Source organism: Oscillibacter sp. (genome assembly GCF_031978065.1).
Lineage (GTDB): Bacteria > Bacillota > Clostridia > Oscillospirales > Oscillospiraceae > Oscillibacter.
In genome coordinates this window covers 1-16,471 of record NZ_DALZCH010000010.1, presented here as the reverse complement: position 1 = coordinate 16,471, position 16,471 = coordinate 1, and the positions used below count along the sequence as shown (strand labels likewise).

Below are 16,471 nucleotides of genomic sequence, written 5' to 3'. Positions count from 1 at the left end.
CACTGGATGGAAAACATCACCGCAAGGGACCCCACAATGGTCACAAAGGAGATGAACACATCCTCCGGCCCGTGGTGAGCCAGCTCCGTGATGTCAAACAGGTCGGCGGTGAGCCTGCTCATGAGCTGTCCGGTGCGGTTTTTGTCGTAGTAACGGAAATCCAGCTCCTGCATGTGGTGAAACAGGTCCCGGCGGATGTCCGCCTCCACCAGAATGCCGAAGGTGTGCCCATAATAGGCGATGACGTAGCTCAGGGCCGCCCGCAGGGTAAAGGCCGCCACCACCGCCGCCATGACGGCAAAAAATGCCTGCCACGCGTTTGCGGGCAGCAGGGTATACATGCACCACCGGGACACAAAGGGAAACGCCAGATCAATGAGGGACATCACAAAAGCACAGCCGATGTCCAAAAAGAAAAGTCGCCGGTGGGGCTTGAAATAGCTGATAAAAATTTGAAATAAAGTACGCGTTTGAAATTCTTTGGCGGTCATGCTCACTCTCCTGATTTCAGCCGGTGAAAACCGGACATTATAATGTAGGAAAACTCCGTGGAAACAGCGGCTTCAATATCCTGCCCGCTTCTTAGACATTATAGCATGGGATTTCCCTTGGCGCAACAAGGAATCCCCGCCGGACGATACGCGTCCGGCGGGGATTTTCACTCAGGAGATGGCCTCGCTTCCGATGCTGTACTCCGTCCAAGTGCCGCTCTCCGGCCAGACGCACACGCAGTCAGAAAAGAAATACGCCCCGTCCCCGCCGCGCCACTTCTGCGCGTCAAAGGTCAGGGTCGGCAGGCTGTATGTGGCCGTCTCGCTCTGCCCCTCCGCCGTAACAGAAAAAAGCACGCCGTCCTCCCAGAAAAGCCGCTCTTTATCAATAAATCCCTGCTCCGCCAGCTCGTCAAAGGTTCCGGTCAGGGCCTGCGCCCCGTGAAGCCGCCCAAACTGCCACGCCACAGCGGCCTTTTCCGTCTCCGTCAGGTCTCCGGGGGCGCCGCTTAAATCCACGCCCACGTAGGGAACCGTGCCGCCGCCCTCCATGCCGTTCAGGCCCGGATCTGTGCTCCACAGGTCGTCCAAAACCTTGAGCCACAGGCCGCACAAGTCGTTATAGTCGCCATTTGCCGGCGTTTTCGCCCGCAGAGAGACGATCTGCGCAAATTGGGCGGGATAGCTTTCCAGCACCGTGCCTGAGTGCTCCACCTCCACCGTCATGCCGTCGGCAAGGTCCTCTGCGTGGGCAGACTGACCGTCCACCGTCACGGGGAGGCCCTTCGTCGACAGGAGATATATGCCATTCTCCGCTCCGTTCAGCTCCGCCAGCAGCAGTTCTCCCGTCTCCGCTCCGTCCACAATCCGGCACACGGTCACCGTTTCCGTCGATAGAGTTTCTCCTTTTAAGGTCCCCGCCGAAGAAGAGGCCCCTCCTCCGTCTCCCAACGGGGACACAGCCTGCCCGCAGGCCGCGAGAAACGCACACAAAGCCAGCGACAAGATTGTTATCCGCACTTTTTTCACCCAAATCAACCTCCTTTTTCCTCTTGGACGGAAATCAAACGTAGGGAGTTCCCGCAATAAATATTTTCGGAGAAACCCCGTGGATTTTCCTCTTGACAAATTTTCTGAAACGCGTAAAATAAGCATGTAATTACTAAATATCAAAAAGCTTACAGAGGTGAAGTTCATGACCCAAAGAGAGCGCCAACTGCTCAACTGGATTGAGGAAAATCCCCTGATTTCCCAGCAGGAGCTGGCGGAAAAAGCGGGCATCACCCGCTCCAGCGTGGCCGTTCACATCTCTAACCTGATGAAAAAGGGCTGCATTGCCGGGAAGGGCTACATCGTCCGCACCGCGCCTTACGCGGCGGTGGTGGGCGGCGTGAACCTGGACATTGGCGGCTGGCCCGCCGAGGTGCCGGTGGCCCGGGACTCCAATCCCGGCCGGGTGCGCATGAGCCTTGGCGGCGTGGGCCGGAACATTGCCCACAACATGGCCCTGATGGGGCTGGACGTGCGGCTGATGACGGTATTCGGCGACGATTTAAACGCCCGGAAAATTGCCGCCGGCTGCGCGGAGGTGGGCATCGACGTGTCTCAGTCCCCCTTTTTGCCGGGGGAGCACACCTCCACCTATCTCTTCATCACTGACGAGAGAGGCGACATGGCTCTTGCCGTCAGCGACATGGAGATTTACCAGCGGCTGACGCCTCAGTTTCTTGCCCAGCGTCAAAAGCTGTTGGACGGCGCGCAGGTGGTGGTGGCGGACACGAATCCCCCTGCGGAGGCCCTTGCCTATCTGGCAGACCACTGCACCGCCCCCATTTTTTGCGACCCTGTCTCCACCGCCAAGGCGGAGAAGCTTCGACCCATCTTAGGAAAACTCCATACCCTCAAGCCCAACCGCATTGAAGCGGAGCTGCTTTCCGGCGTGGAAATCCGGGATGAACCAAGTCTTCGCCGCGCGGCGGACGCGCTGCTGGAAACCGGACTGCGACGGGTGTTCATCTCGCTGGGCGGCGACGGCGTGTTTGCCGCCGACCACCACGCCGCCGTGCAGCTTCCGGTGATTCCCGGGTCCATGGTGAACACCACCGGCTGCGGCGACGCGTTTATGGCCGCCATCACCTGGGCATATCTCCGCGGCTCGGATTTGGAGGAAACGGCCCGGCTGGGGCTTGCCGCCTCCTCCATCGCCATGGAGAGCGGAGAGACGATTAACCCGGCGATGCAGGCGGACGAGTTGTGCCGCCGTGCCGAAGTCTGCAAAGCGCTTTAATTCCCCGATTTTCAGCAAATTATTTTACAAACAGTCATTTTTAATCAAAAATTATACACGGAGGAATCATTATGCTGAACAATTATCTGGATATCTCCCCCGAAGTGCGCGCCGCGCTGGACGCGGGCAAGCCCGTGGTCGCTCTGGAATCCACCATCATTTCCCACGGTATGCCCTATCCCCAGAACGTGGAGACGGCGTTGAACGTAGAGCAGCTTGTGCGGGACAGCGGTGCCGTCCCCGCCACCATCGCCATCATTAAGGGGCGGCTGAAGGCCGGTCTTTCCAAAGAGGAAATCGACTATCTGGGCAAAACCGGCCACGCCGTTCCCAAGGCCAGCCGCCGGGACCTGCCGGTGCTGGTGGCACAGGGCCGGGACGGTGCCTGCACCGTCACCACCACCATGATTATCGCAAGCCTTGCGGGCATTTCCGTCTTCGCCACTGGCGGCATCGGCGGCGTTCACCGGGGCGCGGAAACCACCATGGACATCTCCGCCGATCTGGAGGAACTGGCCCACACCCCCGTCATGGTGATCTGCGCCGGGGCAAAGTCCATTCTGGACCTTGGCCTGACGCTGGAGTATCTGGAAACCCACGGCGTGCCCGTCATCGGCTACGGCACAGAGGAGCTGCCCGCCTTCTACACCCGGAAATCCGGCTTCGGCGTGGACTATCGTCTGGACACCCCGGAAGAGTTGGCGAAGGCCTTCCACGTTCAGCAGGCGCTGGGCCTTGGCGGCGGAATGTTGGTGACAAACCCCATTCCCGAGGAGTATTCCATGGACCCGGCTGTCATCAACGGGGCCATTGCCCGCGCTGTGGAGGAGGCGAAGCAGCAGGGAATTCACGGCAAGGAAACCACCCCCTTCCTGCTGGCAAAAATCAAGGACCTCACCGGCGGCGATTCTCTGGACAGCAACATCCAACTTGTGTACAACAACGCACGGCTGGCGGCCAAGACCGCCGTGGCCCTGTGTGCTCTTGAAAACGTCTGATCGCTGTGTTAAAATGAGCCGACGGGATGCTCCCGTCGGCTCATTTTTTATTTCTGGCTGAATGGTTTACCAATTCACTAAAGGAGGGCTCCCTGTGGAAACGAAACTTCCTGTGCTCCCGGAAGCCACAAACTTTTTCACCGTGGCTTTCCTGTTCGGCTCCCCTCTTGGCCTTGCCCTGACGTGGCTTTTACTGATCAATCTGATTACTTTTTTTGTTTTCGGCTTTGACAAGCTGAAAGCAAAGTGGAAGGAAACCCATGAAACTACCCGCCGGGTACCGGAGAAAACACTGTTTTTTCTCAGCGCCATCGGCGGCAGTCTGGGCGCGCTGCTGGGTATGAAGGTCTTTCGTCACAAGACCCTTCACAAAACCTTCCGATTCGGCATCCCCGCCATTTTATTTTTGCAGGTGGTGGTGGTCGGGGGCCTTTGGGTCTATTTCCATTCAAATTGGTAAGAAAGTCTCTGTACCCAACATTTGAAAAGCATATGTACTTTACAATTAAACCGCCCGCAATGCACATAGCATTGCGGGCGGTCTTTGTTTTACACGTCGTTTCCCGCTTAGGGCCGCGCTTGTCTCATGCTCCGCCGAAGCGGAACACCACGCCCACGACGGCGGAAATTGCGATAAAGACAATGGGATGCCACTTTTTTGTGGGCTTCACCCAAGTGGTGAACACCAGCAAAACTCCTGCCAGCGCCAAACCCCGCCAGTTGAACAGTCCGGCCCAGTCCACCCCGTCGGTCGACAGGGCGGTGTAATTCACCAGCGTCTCCAAAATCACACCCAGACAGGCCGCGCCGATCAGCCCGGTTGAGGCGGGCCGCAGTCCGTAAAACGCAAACTCCACGTATTTGCTGCGGCGAAATTGCTGCAACAGCGCGGCGATAATCAAAATCACGATGATGGAGGGGGTCACCTCTCCCACGGTGGCGACAATCGCCCCCGGCACGCCCGCCGTGGTAAATCCCACGTAGGTGGCCATGTTGATGCCCACGGGTCCCGGTGTGGACTCAGAAATCGCAAGCATATTCATAAGCTGGGCCTGCGTAAACCAACCGGTAGCCTCCCCCATGTGGGACAGAAACGGCAGCGTGGCCATTCCACCGCCCACGGCAAACAGGCCCACCTTAAAAAACTCCCAAAAAAGCTGAAGATAAATCATGCCTTTCGCGCCTCCAGCTGCCGCAGTGCGATGCCCGCCAAAGCGGAAAGCACCACAAACACCACTGGCGTCACATCCAGCGCAAAGCTCCCCGCCAGCACCAGCAGAAAAATCACCAGCGTCCGCTTGTCCACCACCGACTTTTTCAGCAGCTTCACCACCGCGTTGAAAATCAACACGCACACGCACACCTGAATCCCCGCAAAGGCGTTTTTCACCCATGCCAGATGATTGAAGCTGTCGATAATTCCCGCCAGCAGGGAGATAATCACCAACGACGGAAACGCAACGCCGATAGTGGCCACAATGCCGCCCAGCATGCCGCCTTGTTTCTGCCCTACAAAGGTGGCGGTATTCACCGCGATGATGCCGGGGGTGCACTGACCGATGGCAAAATAGTCCGCCAGCTCCTCCTCGGTGGCCCAGCCCTTGTTCTCGACCACCTCCCGTTGCAGCATCGGCAGCATCGCCATTCCACCGCCGAAGGTCATCACGCCGATTTTTGCGAAGGCGATAAACAACTCCCAGTATTTTTTCAAACCAGTCCTCCTCTTTTCCTCTCGGAGCCCTGCCGCTCCCGCGTTGGGAACCCCTCAGTCCACATAGCCGTACATCCCCCGGACGGATACCTCTCCTGTGCGGACGGTCTTTCGCGTTCCGTCCTCCAGCTCCACCACAAGGCCGAACTCGTCGTCAATATCCAGCGCCTGGGCCGTTTCCCGCCCGCCGTCGGATGATAGAAGCTGCACGGGCTTCCCTAATGTTACGCAGTCCCGTCGGTAAGCGTCCAGATACCGGTCGGTATCTCCCCGGAGAATGTCTCGGTACAGCCGGTCCAGCGCCCGGATTTCCGCTGCCGCCAACGCGGGGCGGGACACGGACTTCCCCAGAGCCATGTCCAGCGACACGGCGATTTCCCGAAGCTCCGGGCCAAAATCCTCCGCCGTCTGGTGGACGTTGATTCCCATGCCAATGACGAGATATTGCAGGTTGCCGCTCTCTCCCTCCAGCGCCATCTCCGTCAGGATACCGCAGAGCTTCTTCCGCCCGATGACCAGATCGTTGGTCCACTTGATGCCCGGGCGAATCCCGCAGACCTCCTCCACCGCGCCGCACAGCGCCACGGCGGTCTGGGCGGTGACGCAGCCAAGCCGCGCAAGCGGTACCCCGCGGGGCCGCAGCAGCACGGACAGAGCCACCAGCTTCCCTCCGGGGTTTTGAAACGGTCGGTCCATCCGTCCCCGGCCCCCCGTCTGGCAATCCGCTGTCACCACGGTGCCCTCCACTGCGCCGGAAAGAGCCTGCTTTTTCAGATACGTATTGGTGGAATCCACGCTGTCCAGACACACCAGCTCCCGTCCCACCAGCTCCGTCTCCCCCAGAAAGCCCCGGATTTCCTTTTCCGTCAGCGCGTCCGGCGCAAAAAGAAGCCGGTAGCCCAGCCCCGTCCTGGCCTCCACGGTATAGCCCTCCTTTCGCAGGGCGTCCACCGCCTTCCAGACCGCGGCCCGGCTCATTCCCAGCCGCTCGGCGGCCTCCTCGCCGGAAAAATAGTCCCCCGGACGGCTCCTCATCAGCTCCAATATTTTTTGACGGCTCATCAGGTCCGCCTCCTCTTATAAATTCCCTGTCAGCATACCACGTTGCACCCTGTTTGTAAACCGCCCGGAGTTGTAAACCACTTCAAAAAATAAGTTGACATATTTGAAAAATGTGCTATTCTTTCTGTAAACTACAAATTAAAATCAAGTTTACAACAGGAGGCCCTCATGAAAACAAAAGCACTGATTCTCTGCGCCCTGTTCGCGGCGCTGACCGCCGTGGGCGCGTTCATCAAGGTTCCGTTTCTCTATTCCTCCATCACACTGCAATTTTTCTTTACCGCTTTGGCAGGTGTTCTGCTGGGGGCAAGATACGGGGCGCTGAGCCAGCTTGTTTACGTGGCGCTGGGGCTGGCAGGCCTACCTATTTTTACCTCCGGCGGCGGACTGGGGTACTTTCTCTATCCCACCTGCGGCTTTTTGCTGGGGCTGATTCCCGCAGCATGGGTCATTGGAACACTTGCGGGGGACGGACGGTCCATGAAGCGGGTTGTCCCGGCTGCTCTGGCGGGGCTGGCGGTTTTATACGCGGTGGGCCTGCCCTACATGGCATTCATTCTGAACGTGTACATGGGCAAGGGAATGAATATTGGGGCGGTCCTGATGGCGGGGATGGTTCCGTTCCTTCCCGGCGACATGGTAAAAATCATTGTGGTGGGCGTGCTTGCCCCCAAGCTGCTGCCCCGGCTGCACCTTCGCCCCGTTGACACAAAAGCTTCGTCGTAACTGCGGCCTGCGCAGCAGCCGCCGGAAATGCGGCCTGCCGCCCATAGAATTGAGCCGTTCTTTTTATATGAGATCCCTCGTGCTGCGACATAAATGCCGAAACACCAAGGCATTTTACCTGGTTTCGGTACGGCCAAATCGGGCCTTTGGAGCTTCTGAGGACGGCTTTTTTGAAAATGTAACAGTTGCAAAAAAAGGGGAGGTATGTTATAGTCTGGTGTATCGGGCGCTGCGGCGCAGCGCGTATACCGGATTTGAACTGACAGGGGGCGTCCTGCTTGGCAAATCAGCAGTCTTCCATTTTGAAAATTCAAATGCTGGGAGGCTTCTCGCTGCTTTGGAGCGGCCGGGAGATCACAGACAGCGACAACCGGTCCCGGAAGGTGTGGCTGCTGCTGGCATATATGATCTGCTGTCGAAACCGTCCTGTTTCGCAGAGCGAGCTGTTCAGCCTGCTGTGGGGCGACGAGGGGACCGTGAACCCCGTGAACGCTTTGAAAACCATGTTTCATCGGGTTCGCACCATGCTGGACGGGTTGAGCGACGGCGCGGGACACACGCTGATCATCCGCCGTGGCGGCAGCTATGCTTGGAACAACGAAATTCCCGTCTCCGTGGACGTAGAGGAATTTGAGACTTTGTGTCAAGCCGCTTCGGCCCAGCCGGACGGACAGGCCCAGCTTAAGCTGTATCTGGAGGCTTTGGAGCTTTATCAGGGCGACTTTCTGCCCAAGCTGTCCTCCGAATCCTGGATTGTCCCGCAGAGCACCTATTTTCACAATCTCTATCTCAGAACGCTGCGCTCCGTCCTCCCCCTCTTGCAGGAGCAGGCGCGTCAAGCCGACATTGTGACACTATGCAGTCAGGCGATCCTTGTGGAGCCTTACGACGAGGAAGTATATCAATTTCTGATGCAGGCGCTGCTTGTTCTGGGCGACCAGCAAAGCGTGATTAAAACCTACGAGAGCATGAGCGATCTGCTCTTTGCGAATTTTGGCATTATGCCCTCCGACGAAAGCAGGGCCATCTACCGCGAGGCCGCCCGCACCGTCAACGAGCGGTCTGTGAATCTGGGGCTTTTGCGAGAGCAGTTGGACGAGCCCGGCAGCGTCAGAGGAGCGCTTTTGTGCGACTACGATTTTTTTCGTATTATTTATCAGGCGGAGGCCCGGTCCGTGGCCCGCAGCGGTGCCGCTGTGCACATTGCCCTGATTTCCGCCGTGGGCTGCGAGTCGAAGCCCCTGTCCCGCCGCAGTCTGGACTGCTGCATGGACAATTTGCAGGACGTGATTGTGGGAAATCTTCGCCGGGGCGACGTGGTGGCCCGGTGCAGCGTTTCCCAGTACATACTAATGCTGCCGCAGGCCAACTATGAAAACAGCTGCATGGTCTGCGACCGGATTGTGCGGGCCTTTTCCCGGCAGTATCCCCACTCTCCGGCAACGCTGAGCTTTACGGTGCAGCCCTTGGTCCCCCATTCTTGAATTTTTAAGCGGTTCGCAGTTTCTTTCGGACCGGAGAGCGGCGCGGCGGAATATCCGCCGCGCCGCACAAATAAAGCGGTGCGCTTTCTTTCTTTGAAAGCGTACCGTCTTATTTTATCTCCTTACAGTACCGATACCAGTAGCCATGCCAGCCCGCAGGCCCCCGCGCCGGTCAGGGACCACAGCACCGGAGGAATCTGGTTAAGCCGCTTTTTCAGGCCCGAGCCGCCCGCGTATTCCTGCGCCACCCGTCGGGCCTCCTCCACCAGCTCCCGGGAGGAAACGCCCTCTCCCGCCGCATCGTTGCGCACAATAAAAATTGCCTGCTCAAAGTATCGTCTGTCCGGCGAGTCCACAACCACTACCCGCCGGGAAATGCCCTTGACCATCCTGATCCACTCCTTTTTTTCTGTCGGTTCCGCAAACCGGAACGGCATATAATCCAGTCTCATTTTGGCACTGCGGGGAAATTTTTATACCCCGCCGAGGAAAAGATTTTCAGCTTGACTTTTATAGGAAAAAATTTCAAACAAACCAAGGCCGCGGGATTTAAAAATCCCGCGGCCCTGTCGTCTCAAAAAATTTTATAAGCGCCTTTGGTTTTGCCTTACACTTCTTTCAGTCCCTCGGACGGCAGGTACAGCACCTGCACGCCGCAGTCGTCCACAAGACCGTTTTGCTTTTCCGCTTCCCGCAGAATCAAATTTGCAAGCTGCTGCGGGTCCGTCCCATTCCAGCCCGCCAGTAGATTTTGAAGCCACTCGTCGTGGTTGCTGTCCGCCGCCCCGTCGCTGATAAGAACAGCAAAGCTCTCCGGTTCCAGCCGCAGACGGGTCACATCCGGCCCCGCCGGAGACGTTTTCAGGCCCGCGGGCAGCGCCGCACCGGTAATGCGGCGCACCCTTCCGAAACGCTTGATATAGGAGGGCGCCGCACCGTATTTGTAAATGGCGGCTTCCCCGCTTTCCAACTGCAACGTCAAAAGGTCGATGGTAGAAAAGCTGCCCGTCTCCTGCCCACGAAGGGCCATGGCAGCATTCATGGTGTTCAGCGCGGCTTCAGCTTCCACACCTGCCTCCAAAAACTGGCGCAGCAGCCGGCAGGTCAGGGCGGATTCCCGCCGGGCCGCCTCGCCGCTGCCCATGCCGTCGGACAAAAGCAGGCACAGCAAGCCGTTGTCCGTCTCAAAGGAAGCCAGCGTATCGCCGCAGGAAACCTCCCCCTGCTTGGGCTTAATGGCCGCGCCCAGTTGATACCGGTGGCGAACCCCCACCGACGTGGGAACCGCTTCCAGATTTGCCGCCGTGGCCGCCAACAGGTCGCTGAGCCGGGCATACTGCCCCTTTGCGTCCTGCCGCGTCTCTTCCATTCTGCGGCGATACTGCTTGCGCAGAAGATAGGCTGACAGCTCCACATTGATCGCTCCCAGAAATTCCGGCAGGTGGATGCAGCGGGAGGAAAAGTGGTTTGGAAAGTCTTTTGCCAGCGACCGTCCCCGCTCCAGAAGGTAGGGCGTGGCGTCGTTTAAAGCGTTGTAGGTCGCACCGTACTCCTTTTTCCAGCACAAATCACACAGAGCGCAGCCACGGCAGACCCGCTCCGCCGCCCGGTCAAACACAATTGCGGGATTTTCCTCCGCAGACTGGATGGGCCCCCGGCCCATGCTGTCGTACAAGTCCCGGAAGGCCGACGCGGCCCGATCCAGCCGCTCCCGGAGAGTAGGCAGCGCACTGGCTTCCTGATGGGCGGCCTGCTTGACACGTTTTCCGCCCAAAAGCTTTGGAGGAACCAGTAAAAAAAGCGGAATCGCCAGCGCCGCCTCCCCGATAGCGGAAAGTCCCTGCTCCTGCGTCACAGGGGCAAGCGCCGTCAGTGCCGCCAGCAGCCACAGCGCCCCGGCGGAGATGCGGCTTCGCCCCGTCCGCAGGCCCGCTGCCATTCCGGCAAAGCCATACGCGGCAGTAAAGACCGGCGCGCTCCCCCCTGCACACAAGTCCGCCAGAAGTCCGGCCCACACGCCGGTGACTGTTCCCGCGGAAGCGCCCTTCTGCCATGCGGTAAACAGCACCAGACAAGCGATGACCGTCCGCCCCAGAGAAATTCCTCCGGGAGCCACATCGGAAAACGCAAGCAGCAGCGTCACCGCCAGAAATTCCAGAGACTCGGACTTTTTTGTCTCCTCTCCGCCCCGCAGCAGCGGTGCGCAGCACCGGGCAGAGACCCCCACCAGCACGGTGGTCAGCAGGCACGGCGTAAGCCTGGCCAACGGCGAGAGGGACTGCGCCACATAAATACCCTCCACCGCCAGCGTCATTCCAGAGGCCACCAGAGGCGTGAACAAGGGCCTGTCCGTCAGCTTCATGCCCCGAAAGGCCGCCGCCGCCGTATACACCAGAATTGCCACGGCAATGTGGGCAAGTCCCGCCGAAAACTCCAGAAACACCAGCGCACCCACAACCGCCCCGGCCAGAGCGCACATTCCGTTAATTCCCGCGCCGCAGGCCGCCGTGAAGCCCAGCGCAAAGGGTGCGCTCCCTCCCGTAATCTGGGCCGCAGTCAGCGCCGCCGCCAAAAAAAAGCGCACGCCGCCGTTTAAAAAACGCACCGCCCGTGCGTTGTCCAAAGTGATCTGCCCGTGCATCAGGCTTGTCCCCTCCCTCGTTGGTTTTCCATTATTTTACATAACAACATTTAAAAATGCCGTCGGTAAAAGAGAGAGTTCAAAAGTTTTTGGTTTGCCGCCGCCATCCCCGGCGGATTTTGGAGGGTTCTTCAGTCCGGTGAGGAAAGGGACAGGTTCCCTCTTTTCATTTGATTCGAGTTGTGATAGACTAGGAAAGTATATTGTGCCCCTAATTGGGGCGTCTTCGTAAGAATTGGCAATCTGGGCCCCGGCCCACAAAGGAGCGCGTTTTTTGAAAATCGGAACAGTGGAAATTTCATCAAAGCTGACCCTTGCCCCCATGGCGGGGGTGACGGACGCCGCCTTCCGCCAGATTTGTGCGGAAAACGGAGCGGGCTATACCTGTACGGAGCTGATTTCTTCCAAGGCCCTGTGCTATGGCGACAAAAAAACTCAAGACCTGCTGGCCCCCTTTCCGGGGGAGCGGCCCTTTGCCGTTCAGATTTTCGGCAGCGACCCCACCTGTATGGCGGAAGCGGCGCAAATTGCGGTGGAACTGTCCGAAGCGGACGTGGTAGACATCAACATGGGCTGTCCCGTAGGGAAGGTCGTGAAAAACGGAGACGGCTCCGCTTTGATGAAGGACCCGGAAAAAGCCGCCCGGATTGCCGAGGCGGTGGTGCGGTCCAGCCCCGTGCCGGTGACAGCGAAAATTCGCCGGGGCTGGGACATGGGAAATCTGAACGCCGTGGAAGTTGCAAAGCTTTTAGAGCAGGCGGGTGTTTCCGCCATCGCGGTCCACGGGCGCACTCGGGTGCAGATGTACGGCGGGCAGGCAGACTGGAACTCCATCAGGGAGGTCAAGGAGGCCGTGAACGTCCCGGTCATTGCCAACGGCGATATTTTCAAGCCCGAGGACGCGGTGCGTATTTTAGAGCGAACCGGCGCGGATATGGCCATGATCGGGCGAGGCTGTTTTGGAAATCCGTGGCTGTTTACACAGGCGAAGGCACTTTTGGAGGGGCTTCCCTTGCCGCCCCTGCCGCCGCTGGAGGATCGGTGCGACACCGTGGTACGGCAGATTGAGCTTTCTGCCGCCGCTCGGGGCGAGCGAACGGCTGTGCTGGAGGCCCGGCGGCACTATTGCTGGTACTTAAAGGGGATTCCCCACGCTGGATATTACAAGGAGCAGATCGTCCGCATGAACACACTGGAGGACGTTTATACTGTGACGAAAGGGATCAAAAGGGATCTGAAATGAATGACATACCGGAACAACAACTGGTAAAAGATGCACGGGCGGGCGATGCGGACGCTTTTGAAACGCTGGTTCTCCGCTACGAAAAGCGAGTTTACGCGCTGGCGCTGCGGATGTGCGGCAACCCGGCGGACGCACAGGAGGCGGCGCAGGAGGCGTTGCTCTCCGCGTGGCAAAGCCTGCCCTTCTTCCGAGGGGAGTCCAGCTTTTCAACGTGGCTGTACCGCCTGACCTCCAACGCGTCGGTGGATCTTCTGCGGAGGGAAAAGCGGCAGCGGGCCGTCTCTTTGGACGACGGAGAGCTGAGTCTGATTATTCCCGACAACCGGCTCACCCCCCACGAGGAGGCGGAACAATCTGAACTGCGGGAAGCCATCCGCTCCGGGCTGAAAACCTTGCCGGACGACTATCGGGCCGTGCTGGTGCTGCGGGAGCTGCATCAACTGAGCTATCAGGAGATTTCCAGCGCGCTGGACGTGGATTTGGGCACCGTCAAGTCCCGAATTAACCGGGGGCGAAAACGGCTTTGTGAATTTTTAACGGAAACCGGGAACTTTTTACCCGCCGCTCCGTCCAAGAATGCAGAGAAGGAGGGGCGATAATATGAAAATTTGCGAACAATACGCACTCCTTTTGGATTCCTTTGTAGACGGGGAGCTGTCCGAGCAGGAAGCCGGAACCGTGCGGGAGCATCTTGCCGCCTGTCCCGCCTGCGCGGCTTATATCTCAGACGCATTTGCCATACGGGCCGCGTTTGGAGACGTGGAGGAGACGGAGGTCCCCGCCGGCTTTGCCGATGGTGTGATGGCCGTCATCCGGGCAAACGCCGCACCCCGGAAAAAAACCCACCGCGCCCTGAAAACGGTTGCATCTCTGGCGGCCTGCGCCGCTCTTGTATTCGCCGCCGTGCGGGTACTGCCCTTTGAAAACTTTTCGGGCAGCGCGCCTATGACCGCCATGGCGGGGGGCGGCGCGGCTTTCAAAGCTGAATCGGAGAGCAGCGCGGCAGAAAGCGGGGACTTACTTCCTACCCAAGAGGAAGACGGGCCCTATGACGCGCCCTCTGACGAGGATACGATGACCCGGAGCTACACCGCTTCCTCCCCTCAGCTCTCTGAGATGTACGATTCCCCTTCCCCTGACAGCGCGGCCCCCTCCGAGCAGCAGGCTCCGCCCTCCTTCCTCATGACTCATCAGGCCAATGGGGACGGCGGCGCTTCGGAGGAAGACACCGTGTTTGCCGGAGTGGTTTTCCTTCCCGCCGGTGAGCGCCTGAGCGCGCTTTTGGAAGGCCGAGAAAGCCAGCCCTTCGCCGACGAAAACGGCGATACCGGAACCGGTTACGCCATGACACAGGAGGAGTTGACAGCCATTCTGGAGGAACTGGACGTGGAGCCGGAGCTGCGGATCAATACCGAAAAAACTACCGAGCTGTATTGTCTCGTGGTGTCTGATTCATAAATAAACATTGCAAGGGGCCGCCTGTTGGCGGCTCCTTGACTTTTGTGCACCGGCTGTGCTATACTTCCAATCGACAGGTGCCATCTCCCTGTCCAAGCGTCGGCTACGGCGTTCGTTCGGCAGAATCTTTTGCCGTTCTCTAAACAAAAAAATGGAGGCTGCGCGCATTTGCGCGCCGCGTGCTTTGTGACGGCCTCCGAATTTAAAAGGAGGTCTTTTTTCATGTCCAAACCACGCTTCACCGTACAGCAAATTGCCTTCGCCGGCATCGTGGGGGCGCTGTATGCCGTCCTCAGCTACTTTGCAGCCATCTTTGGCGTGGCTTACGGGCCGGTGCAGTTTCGCTTTTCCGAGGCGCTGTGCGTCCTGCCCTTCCTGTTTCCCGCCGCCGCGCCGGGCCTGTTTGTGGGGTGCCTTGTTGCAAATCTCCTGTCTCCCTATGGCGCGCTGGACATTGTTTTCGGCTCCCTTGCAACGCTTTTGGCTGCAATCCTTACCATGAAGGCCCCCAACAAATGGCTGGCCCCTCTGCCGCCGGTGTTGTGCAACGCGGCCATCGTGGGCGCAGTCATCTCCTTCCAGCAGACCGGCTTTACCGATGCGTTTCCCGCCGCGCTGGCGTATAACGCCCTGACACTGGGTCTTGGCGAAGCGGTGGTCTGCTATGTACTGGGAGGTATTCTCCTCGCGGCCCTGTCCCGGGTACGCGGCCTGCGGCCCATGATGGCGGAGGACCGGATTTCGCTGTAATGCCTCTTTGACGAAAGGATTTTTATGCTGAACATCGGATGTCACCTCTCCTCTTCTAAAGGCTTTCTCGCCATGGGAAAAACGGTGGCGGAAATTGGCGCCTCCACCTTTCAATTTTTCACCCGTAATCCCCGGGGCGGCGCGGCCAAGGCGCTGGACATGGAGGATATTGCCGCCTACCGCGCCTTTGCGGAAGAGCACGGTATTTTTCCCATTCTGGCCCACGCACCCTATACCCTGAACTGCTGCGCGGCCGATCCCAATATCCGGGAGTTTTCAAGAAACACCATGGCGGACGATTTGGCCCGTCTGGAGCATTTTCCCGGCGCCTTGTATAACTTTCACCCCGGAAGCCATGTGAAGCAAGGGACCGAGGCGGGAATTGCGCTGATTTCCGAAACATTGAACGCTGTTCTGCGGCCTGGGCAGACCGCCCGGGTGCTGCTTGAAACCATGTCTGGCAAGGGCAGCGAGGTGGGCCGTAGCTTTGAGGAGCTGCGGGCTATCATGGACCGGATAGAGCACCGCGAGCTTCTGGGCGTGTGTCTGGATACCTGTCACGTTTACGATGCCGGGTACGATTTGGTACACGATCTGGACGGTGTGCTGGATGTGTTTGACAGAGCGGTGGGTCTTGACCGCCTGCAAGCCATCCATCTGAATGACAGTAAGAATCCCTTTGCTAGTCACAAGGACCGCCACGCCCGTATTGGAGAGGGCAGTCTCGGTCTTGACGCGTTCACCGCTATCATCAATCATCCCAAGCTGCGGCACCTGCCCTTTTATCTGGAAACTCCGCAGGAGGACGTGACCGGTTACGGACGAGAGATTGCCCTTCTACGGAGCAGATTTTTAGACGATTAAATTTTTCTGTGCTTACAGTTTAACCCACCAATGCACAATCTGTGCGATTTTCCCTCGCTGTAATGCGCGTTTCTCAAAGACCTTCTTCGTTAGGAAGTTGCAAGAGTCCGTTTGCTGCGGATTGGCAAAATGACCATTCTGTACGCTTTCCCACTGCGTAAACGGGAAGTCTCTATTGGCACACTACTTCTATGAAAACAAGTTTCTTTTCCTTCCGGAAATTTGTATCTAAAAAAGCGCCCCTGCCAGTCGGCAGGGGCGCTTTCAAGATTATTTACTTTACCAGCTCGATAATGGCCGTCTCCGCGGCGTCTCCGCGGCGAATGCCGGTGCGGATCACGCGGGTGTAACCACCGTTGCGCTCCGCATAGCCGGGAGCGATCTCCTTGAAGATCTTCTTGCAAACATCCTCGCGGGTGATGAAGGTCATAGCCTGCCGATAGGCGGCCAGATCGTTCTTCTTCCCCAGGGTGATCATCTTCTCGGCCAGGGGCTTGATCTCCTTGGCGCGGGTGACAGTGGTCTCCATAGCACCTTTGTCCAGGAAATCGGTGACCTGCTGGCGAAGCATCGCTCTGCGCTGGTCCGTTGTTTTACCGAGTTTACGGGTTCCGGGCATTTCGGTATTCCTCCTTATCGGGAATTTTCTCTCCCGGCAGTCTCCTACCGGGCTTTCAGTCAATTATTCTCTTCGTCTGCCAAAGCCAGACCCATCATCGCCAGCTTGTTGATTACTTCCTCCAGCGACTTGCGGCC

At 58.4% G+C, this 16,471-nt stretch carries 18 protein-coding genes; 10 read left to right on the top strand and 8 right to left on the bottom strand.

The window, feature by feature from the left end:
* Together RTK01_RS02795 and RTK01_RS02790 are read right to left on the bottom strand one after the other, a co-directional pair.
* A partial coding sequence (locus RTK01_RS02795) for an ABC transporter transmembrane domain-containing protein (RefSeq protein WP_312279519.1) occupies nucleotides 1-491 on the bottom strand: 491 nt, incomplete at its 3' end.
* A 171-nt stretch (nucleotides 492-662) separates the two neighbouring features.
* Nucleotides 663-1,520 carry a hypothetical protein gene (locus tag RTK01_RS02790; protein ID WP_312279518.1) on the bottom strand — a complete coding sequence of 286 codons (858 nt, stop codon included), beginning with the start codon at nucleotides 1,518-1,520 and terminating at the stop codon, nucleotides 663-665.
* Between the two features lie 166 nt (nucleotides 1,521-1,686).
* Between RTK01_RS02790 and RTK01_RS02785 the strand changes: the two genes are divergently transcribed.
* The 3 genes from RTK01_RS02785 to RTK01_RS02775 all read left to right on the top strand — a co-directional run bounded on the left by RTK01_RS02785 (nucleotide 1,687) and on the right by RTK01_RS02775 (nucleotide 4,236).
* On the top strand, nucleotides 1,687-2,778 hold the full coding sequence (locus RTK01_RS02785; RefSeq protein ID WP_312279517.1) for a PfkB family carbohydrate kinase: 1,092 nt from the start codon (nucleotides 1,687-1,689) through the stop codon (nucleotides 2,776-2,778).
* A 71-nt stretch (nucleotides 2,779-2,849) separates the two neighbouring features.
* Nucleotides 2,850-3,776, top strand: coding sequence for a pseudouridine-5'-phosphate glycosidase (locus tag RTK01_RS02780; protein WP_312279516.1), 927 nt, complete (start codon nucleotides 2,850-2,852; stop codon nucleotides 3,774-3,776).
* A 94-nt stretch (nucleotides 3,777-3,870) separates the two neighbouring features.
* Nucleotides 3,871-4,236: a DUF1294 domain-containing protein gene (locus tag RTK01_RS02775; protein ID WP_312279515.1), complete on the top strand. Its 366-nt coding sequence runs from the start codon at nucleotides 3,871-3,873 to the stop codon at nucleotides 4,234-4,236.
* Nucleotides 4,237-4,360: 124 nt separating this feature from the next.
* Here the strand turns inward: RTK01_RS02775 and RTK01_RS02770 are convergent, their stop codons facing one another.
* The 3 genes from RTK01_RS02770 to RTK01_RS02760 are packed head-to-tail and all read right to left on the bottom strand — an operon-like array spanning nucleotide 4,361 to nucleotide 6,549.
* Nucleotides 4,361-4,948 carry a chromate transporter gene (locus RTK01_RS02770; RefSeq protein ID WP_312279514.1) on the bottom strand — a complete coding sequence of 196 codons (588 nt, stop codon included), beginning with the start codon at nucleotides 4,946-4,948 and terminating at the stop codon, nucleotides 4,361-4,363.
* The gene (locus RTK01_RS02765) at nucleotides 4,945-5,487 is read right to left on the bottom strand and encodes a chromate transporter (protein WP_312279513.1); all 543 of its coding nucleotides are present in this window, start codon (nucleotides 5,485-5,487) and stop codon (nucleotides 4,945-4,947) included. Before RTK01_RS02765 ends, RTK01_RS02770 begins: the two co-directional genes overlap by 4 nt.
* A 54-nt stretch (nucleotides 5,488-5,541) precedes the next feature.
* Entirely contained in the window at nucleotides 5,542-6,549 is a 1,008-nt protein-coding gene (locus RTK01_RS02760; RefSeq protein WP_312279512.1) for a biotin--[acetyl-CoA-carboxylase] ligase, read from the bottom strand.
* Nucleotides 6,550-6,717: 168 nt separating this feature from the next.
* On the opposite strand from RTK01_RS02760, the gene RTK01_RS02755 reads away from it, so the two are divergent.
* Both RTK01_RS02755 and RTK01_RS02750 read left to right on the top strand, forming a co-directional pair.
* On the top strand, nucleotides 6,718-7,275 hold the full coding sequence (locus RTK01_RS02755) for a biotin transporter BioY (RefSeq protein ID WP_312279511.1): 558 nt from the start codon (nucleotides 6,718-6,720) through the stop codon (nucleotides 7,273-7,275).
* Nucleotides 7,276-7,553: 278 nt separating this feature from the next.
* A complete protein-coding gene (locus tag RTK01_RS02750) occupies nucleotides 7,554-8,759 on the top strand; it encodes a BTAD domain-containing putative transcriptional regulator (protein WP_312279510.1) in 1,206 nt (401 codons plus the stop codon).
* A gap of 122 nt (nucleotides 8,760-8,881) precedes the next feature.
* On the opposite strand, the gene RTK01_RS02745 is transcribed toward RTK01_RS02750, so the two are convergent.
* Together RTK01_RS02745 and RTK01_RS02740 are read right to left on the bottom strand one after the other, a co-directional pair.
* Nucleotides 8,882-9,148: a hypothetical protein gene (locus RTK01_RS02745; RefSeq protein ID WP_293008006.1), complete on the bottom strand. Its 267-nt coding sequence runs from the start codon at nucleotides 9,146-9,148 to the stop codon at nucleotides 8,882-8,884.
* Nucleotides 9,149-9,366: 218 nt separating this feature from the next.
* Complete coding sequence (locus RTK01_RS02740) at nucleotides 9,367-11,400, bottom strand: SpoIIE family protein phosphatase (RefSeq protein ID WP_312279509.1); 2,034 nt, start codon at nucleotides 11,398-11,400, stop codon at nucleotides 9,367-9,369.
* A gap of 274 nt (nucleotides 11,401-11,674) precedes the next feature.
* Between RTK01_RS02740 and dusB the strand changes: the two genes are divergently transcribed.
* The 5 genes from dusB (at nucleotide 11,675) to RTK01_RS02715 (ending at nucleotide 15,715) form a co-directional block, all read left to right on the top strand.
* A complete protein-coding gene (dusB, locus tag RTK01_RS02735) occupies nucleotides 11,675-12,643 on the top strand; it encodes a tRNA dihydrouridine synthase DusB (protein WP_312279508.1) in 969 nt (322 codons plus the stop codon).
* Nucleotides 12,640-13,242, top strand: a complete 603-nt coding sequence (locus tag RTK01_RS02730) for a sigma-70 family RNA polymerase sigma factor (protein ID WP_312279507.1) — start codon at nucleotides 12,640-12,642, stop codon at nucleotides 13,240-13,242. The genes dusB and RTK01_RS02730 overlap by 4 nt, the downstream gene beginning before the upstream one ends.
* 1 nt (nucleotide 13,243) lies before the next feature.
* Nucleotides 13,244-14,101, top strand: coding sequence for a zf-HC2 domain-containing protein (locus tag RTK01_RS02725; protein WP_312279506.1), 858 nt, complete (start codon nucleotides 13,244-13,246; stop codon nucleotides 14,099-14,101).
* A 222-nt stretch (nucleotides 14,102-14,323) separates the two neighbouring features.
* Nucleotides 14,324-14,851, top strand: a complete 528-nt coding sequence (locus tag RTK01_RS02720; RefSeq protein ID WP_312279505.1) for a QueT transporter family protein — start codon at nucleotides 14,324-14,326, stop codon at nucleotides 14,849-14,851.
* 24 nt (nucleotides 14,852-14,875) lie between these two features.
* Nucleotides 14,876-15,715: a deoxyribonuclease IV gene (locus tag RTK01_RS02715; RefSeq protein ID WP_312279504.1), complete on the top strand. Its 840-nt coding sequence runs from the start codon at nucleotides 14,876-14,878 to the stop codon at nucleotides 15,713-15,715.
* A gap of 274 nt (nucleotides 15,716-15,989) precedes the next feature.
* On the opposite strand, the gene rplQ is transcribed toward RTK01_RS02715, so the two are convergent.
* Nucleotides 15,990-16,334, bottom strand: coding sequence for a 50S ribosomal protein L17 (gene rplQ, locus RTK01_RS02710; protein WP_294856667.1), 345 nt, complete (start codon nucleotides 16,332-16,334; stop codon nucleotides 15,990-15,992).
* Nucleotides 16,335-16,471: the final 137 nt, after the last annotated feature.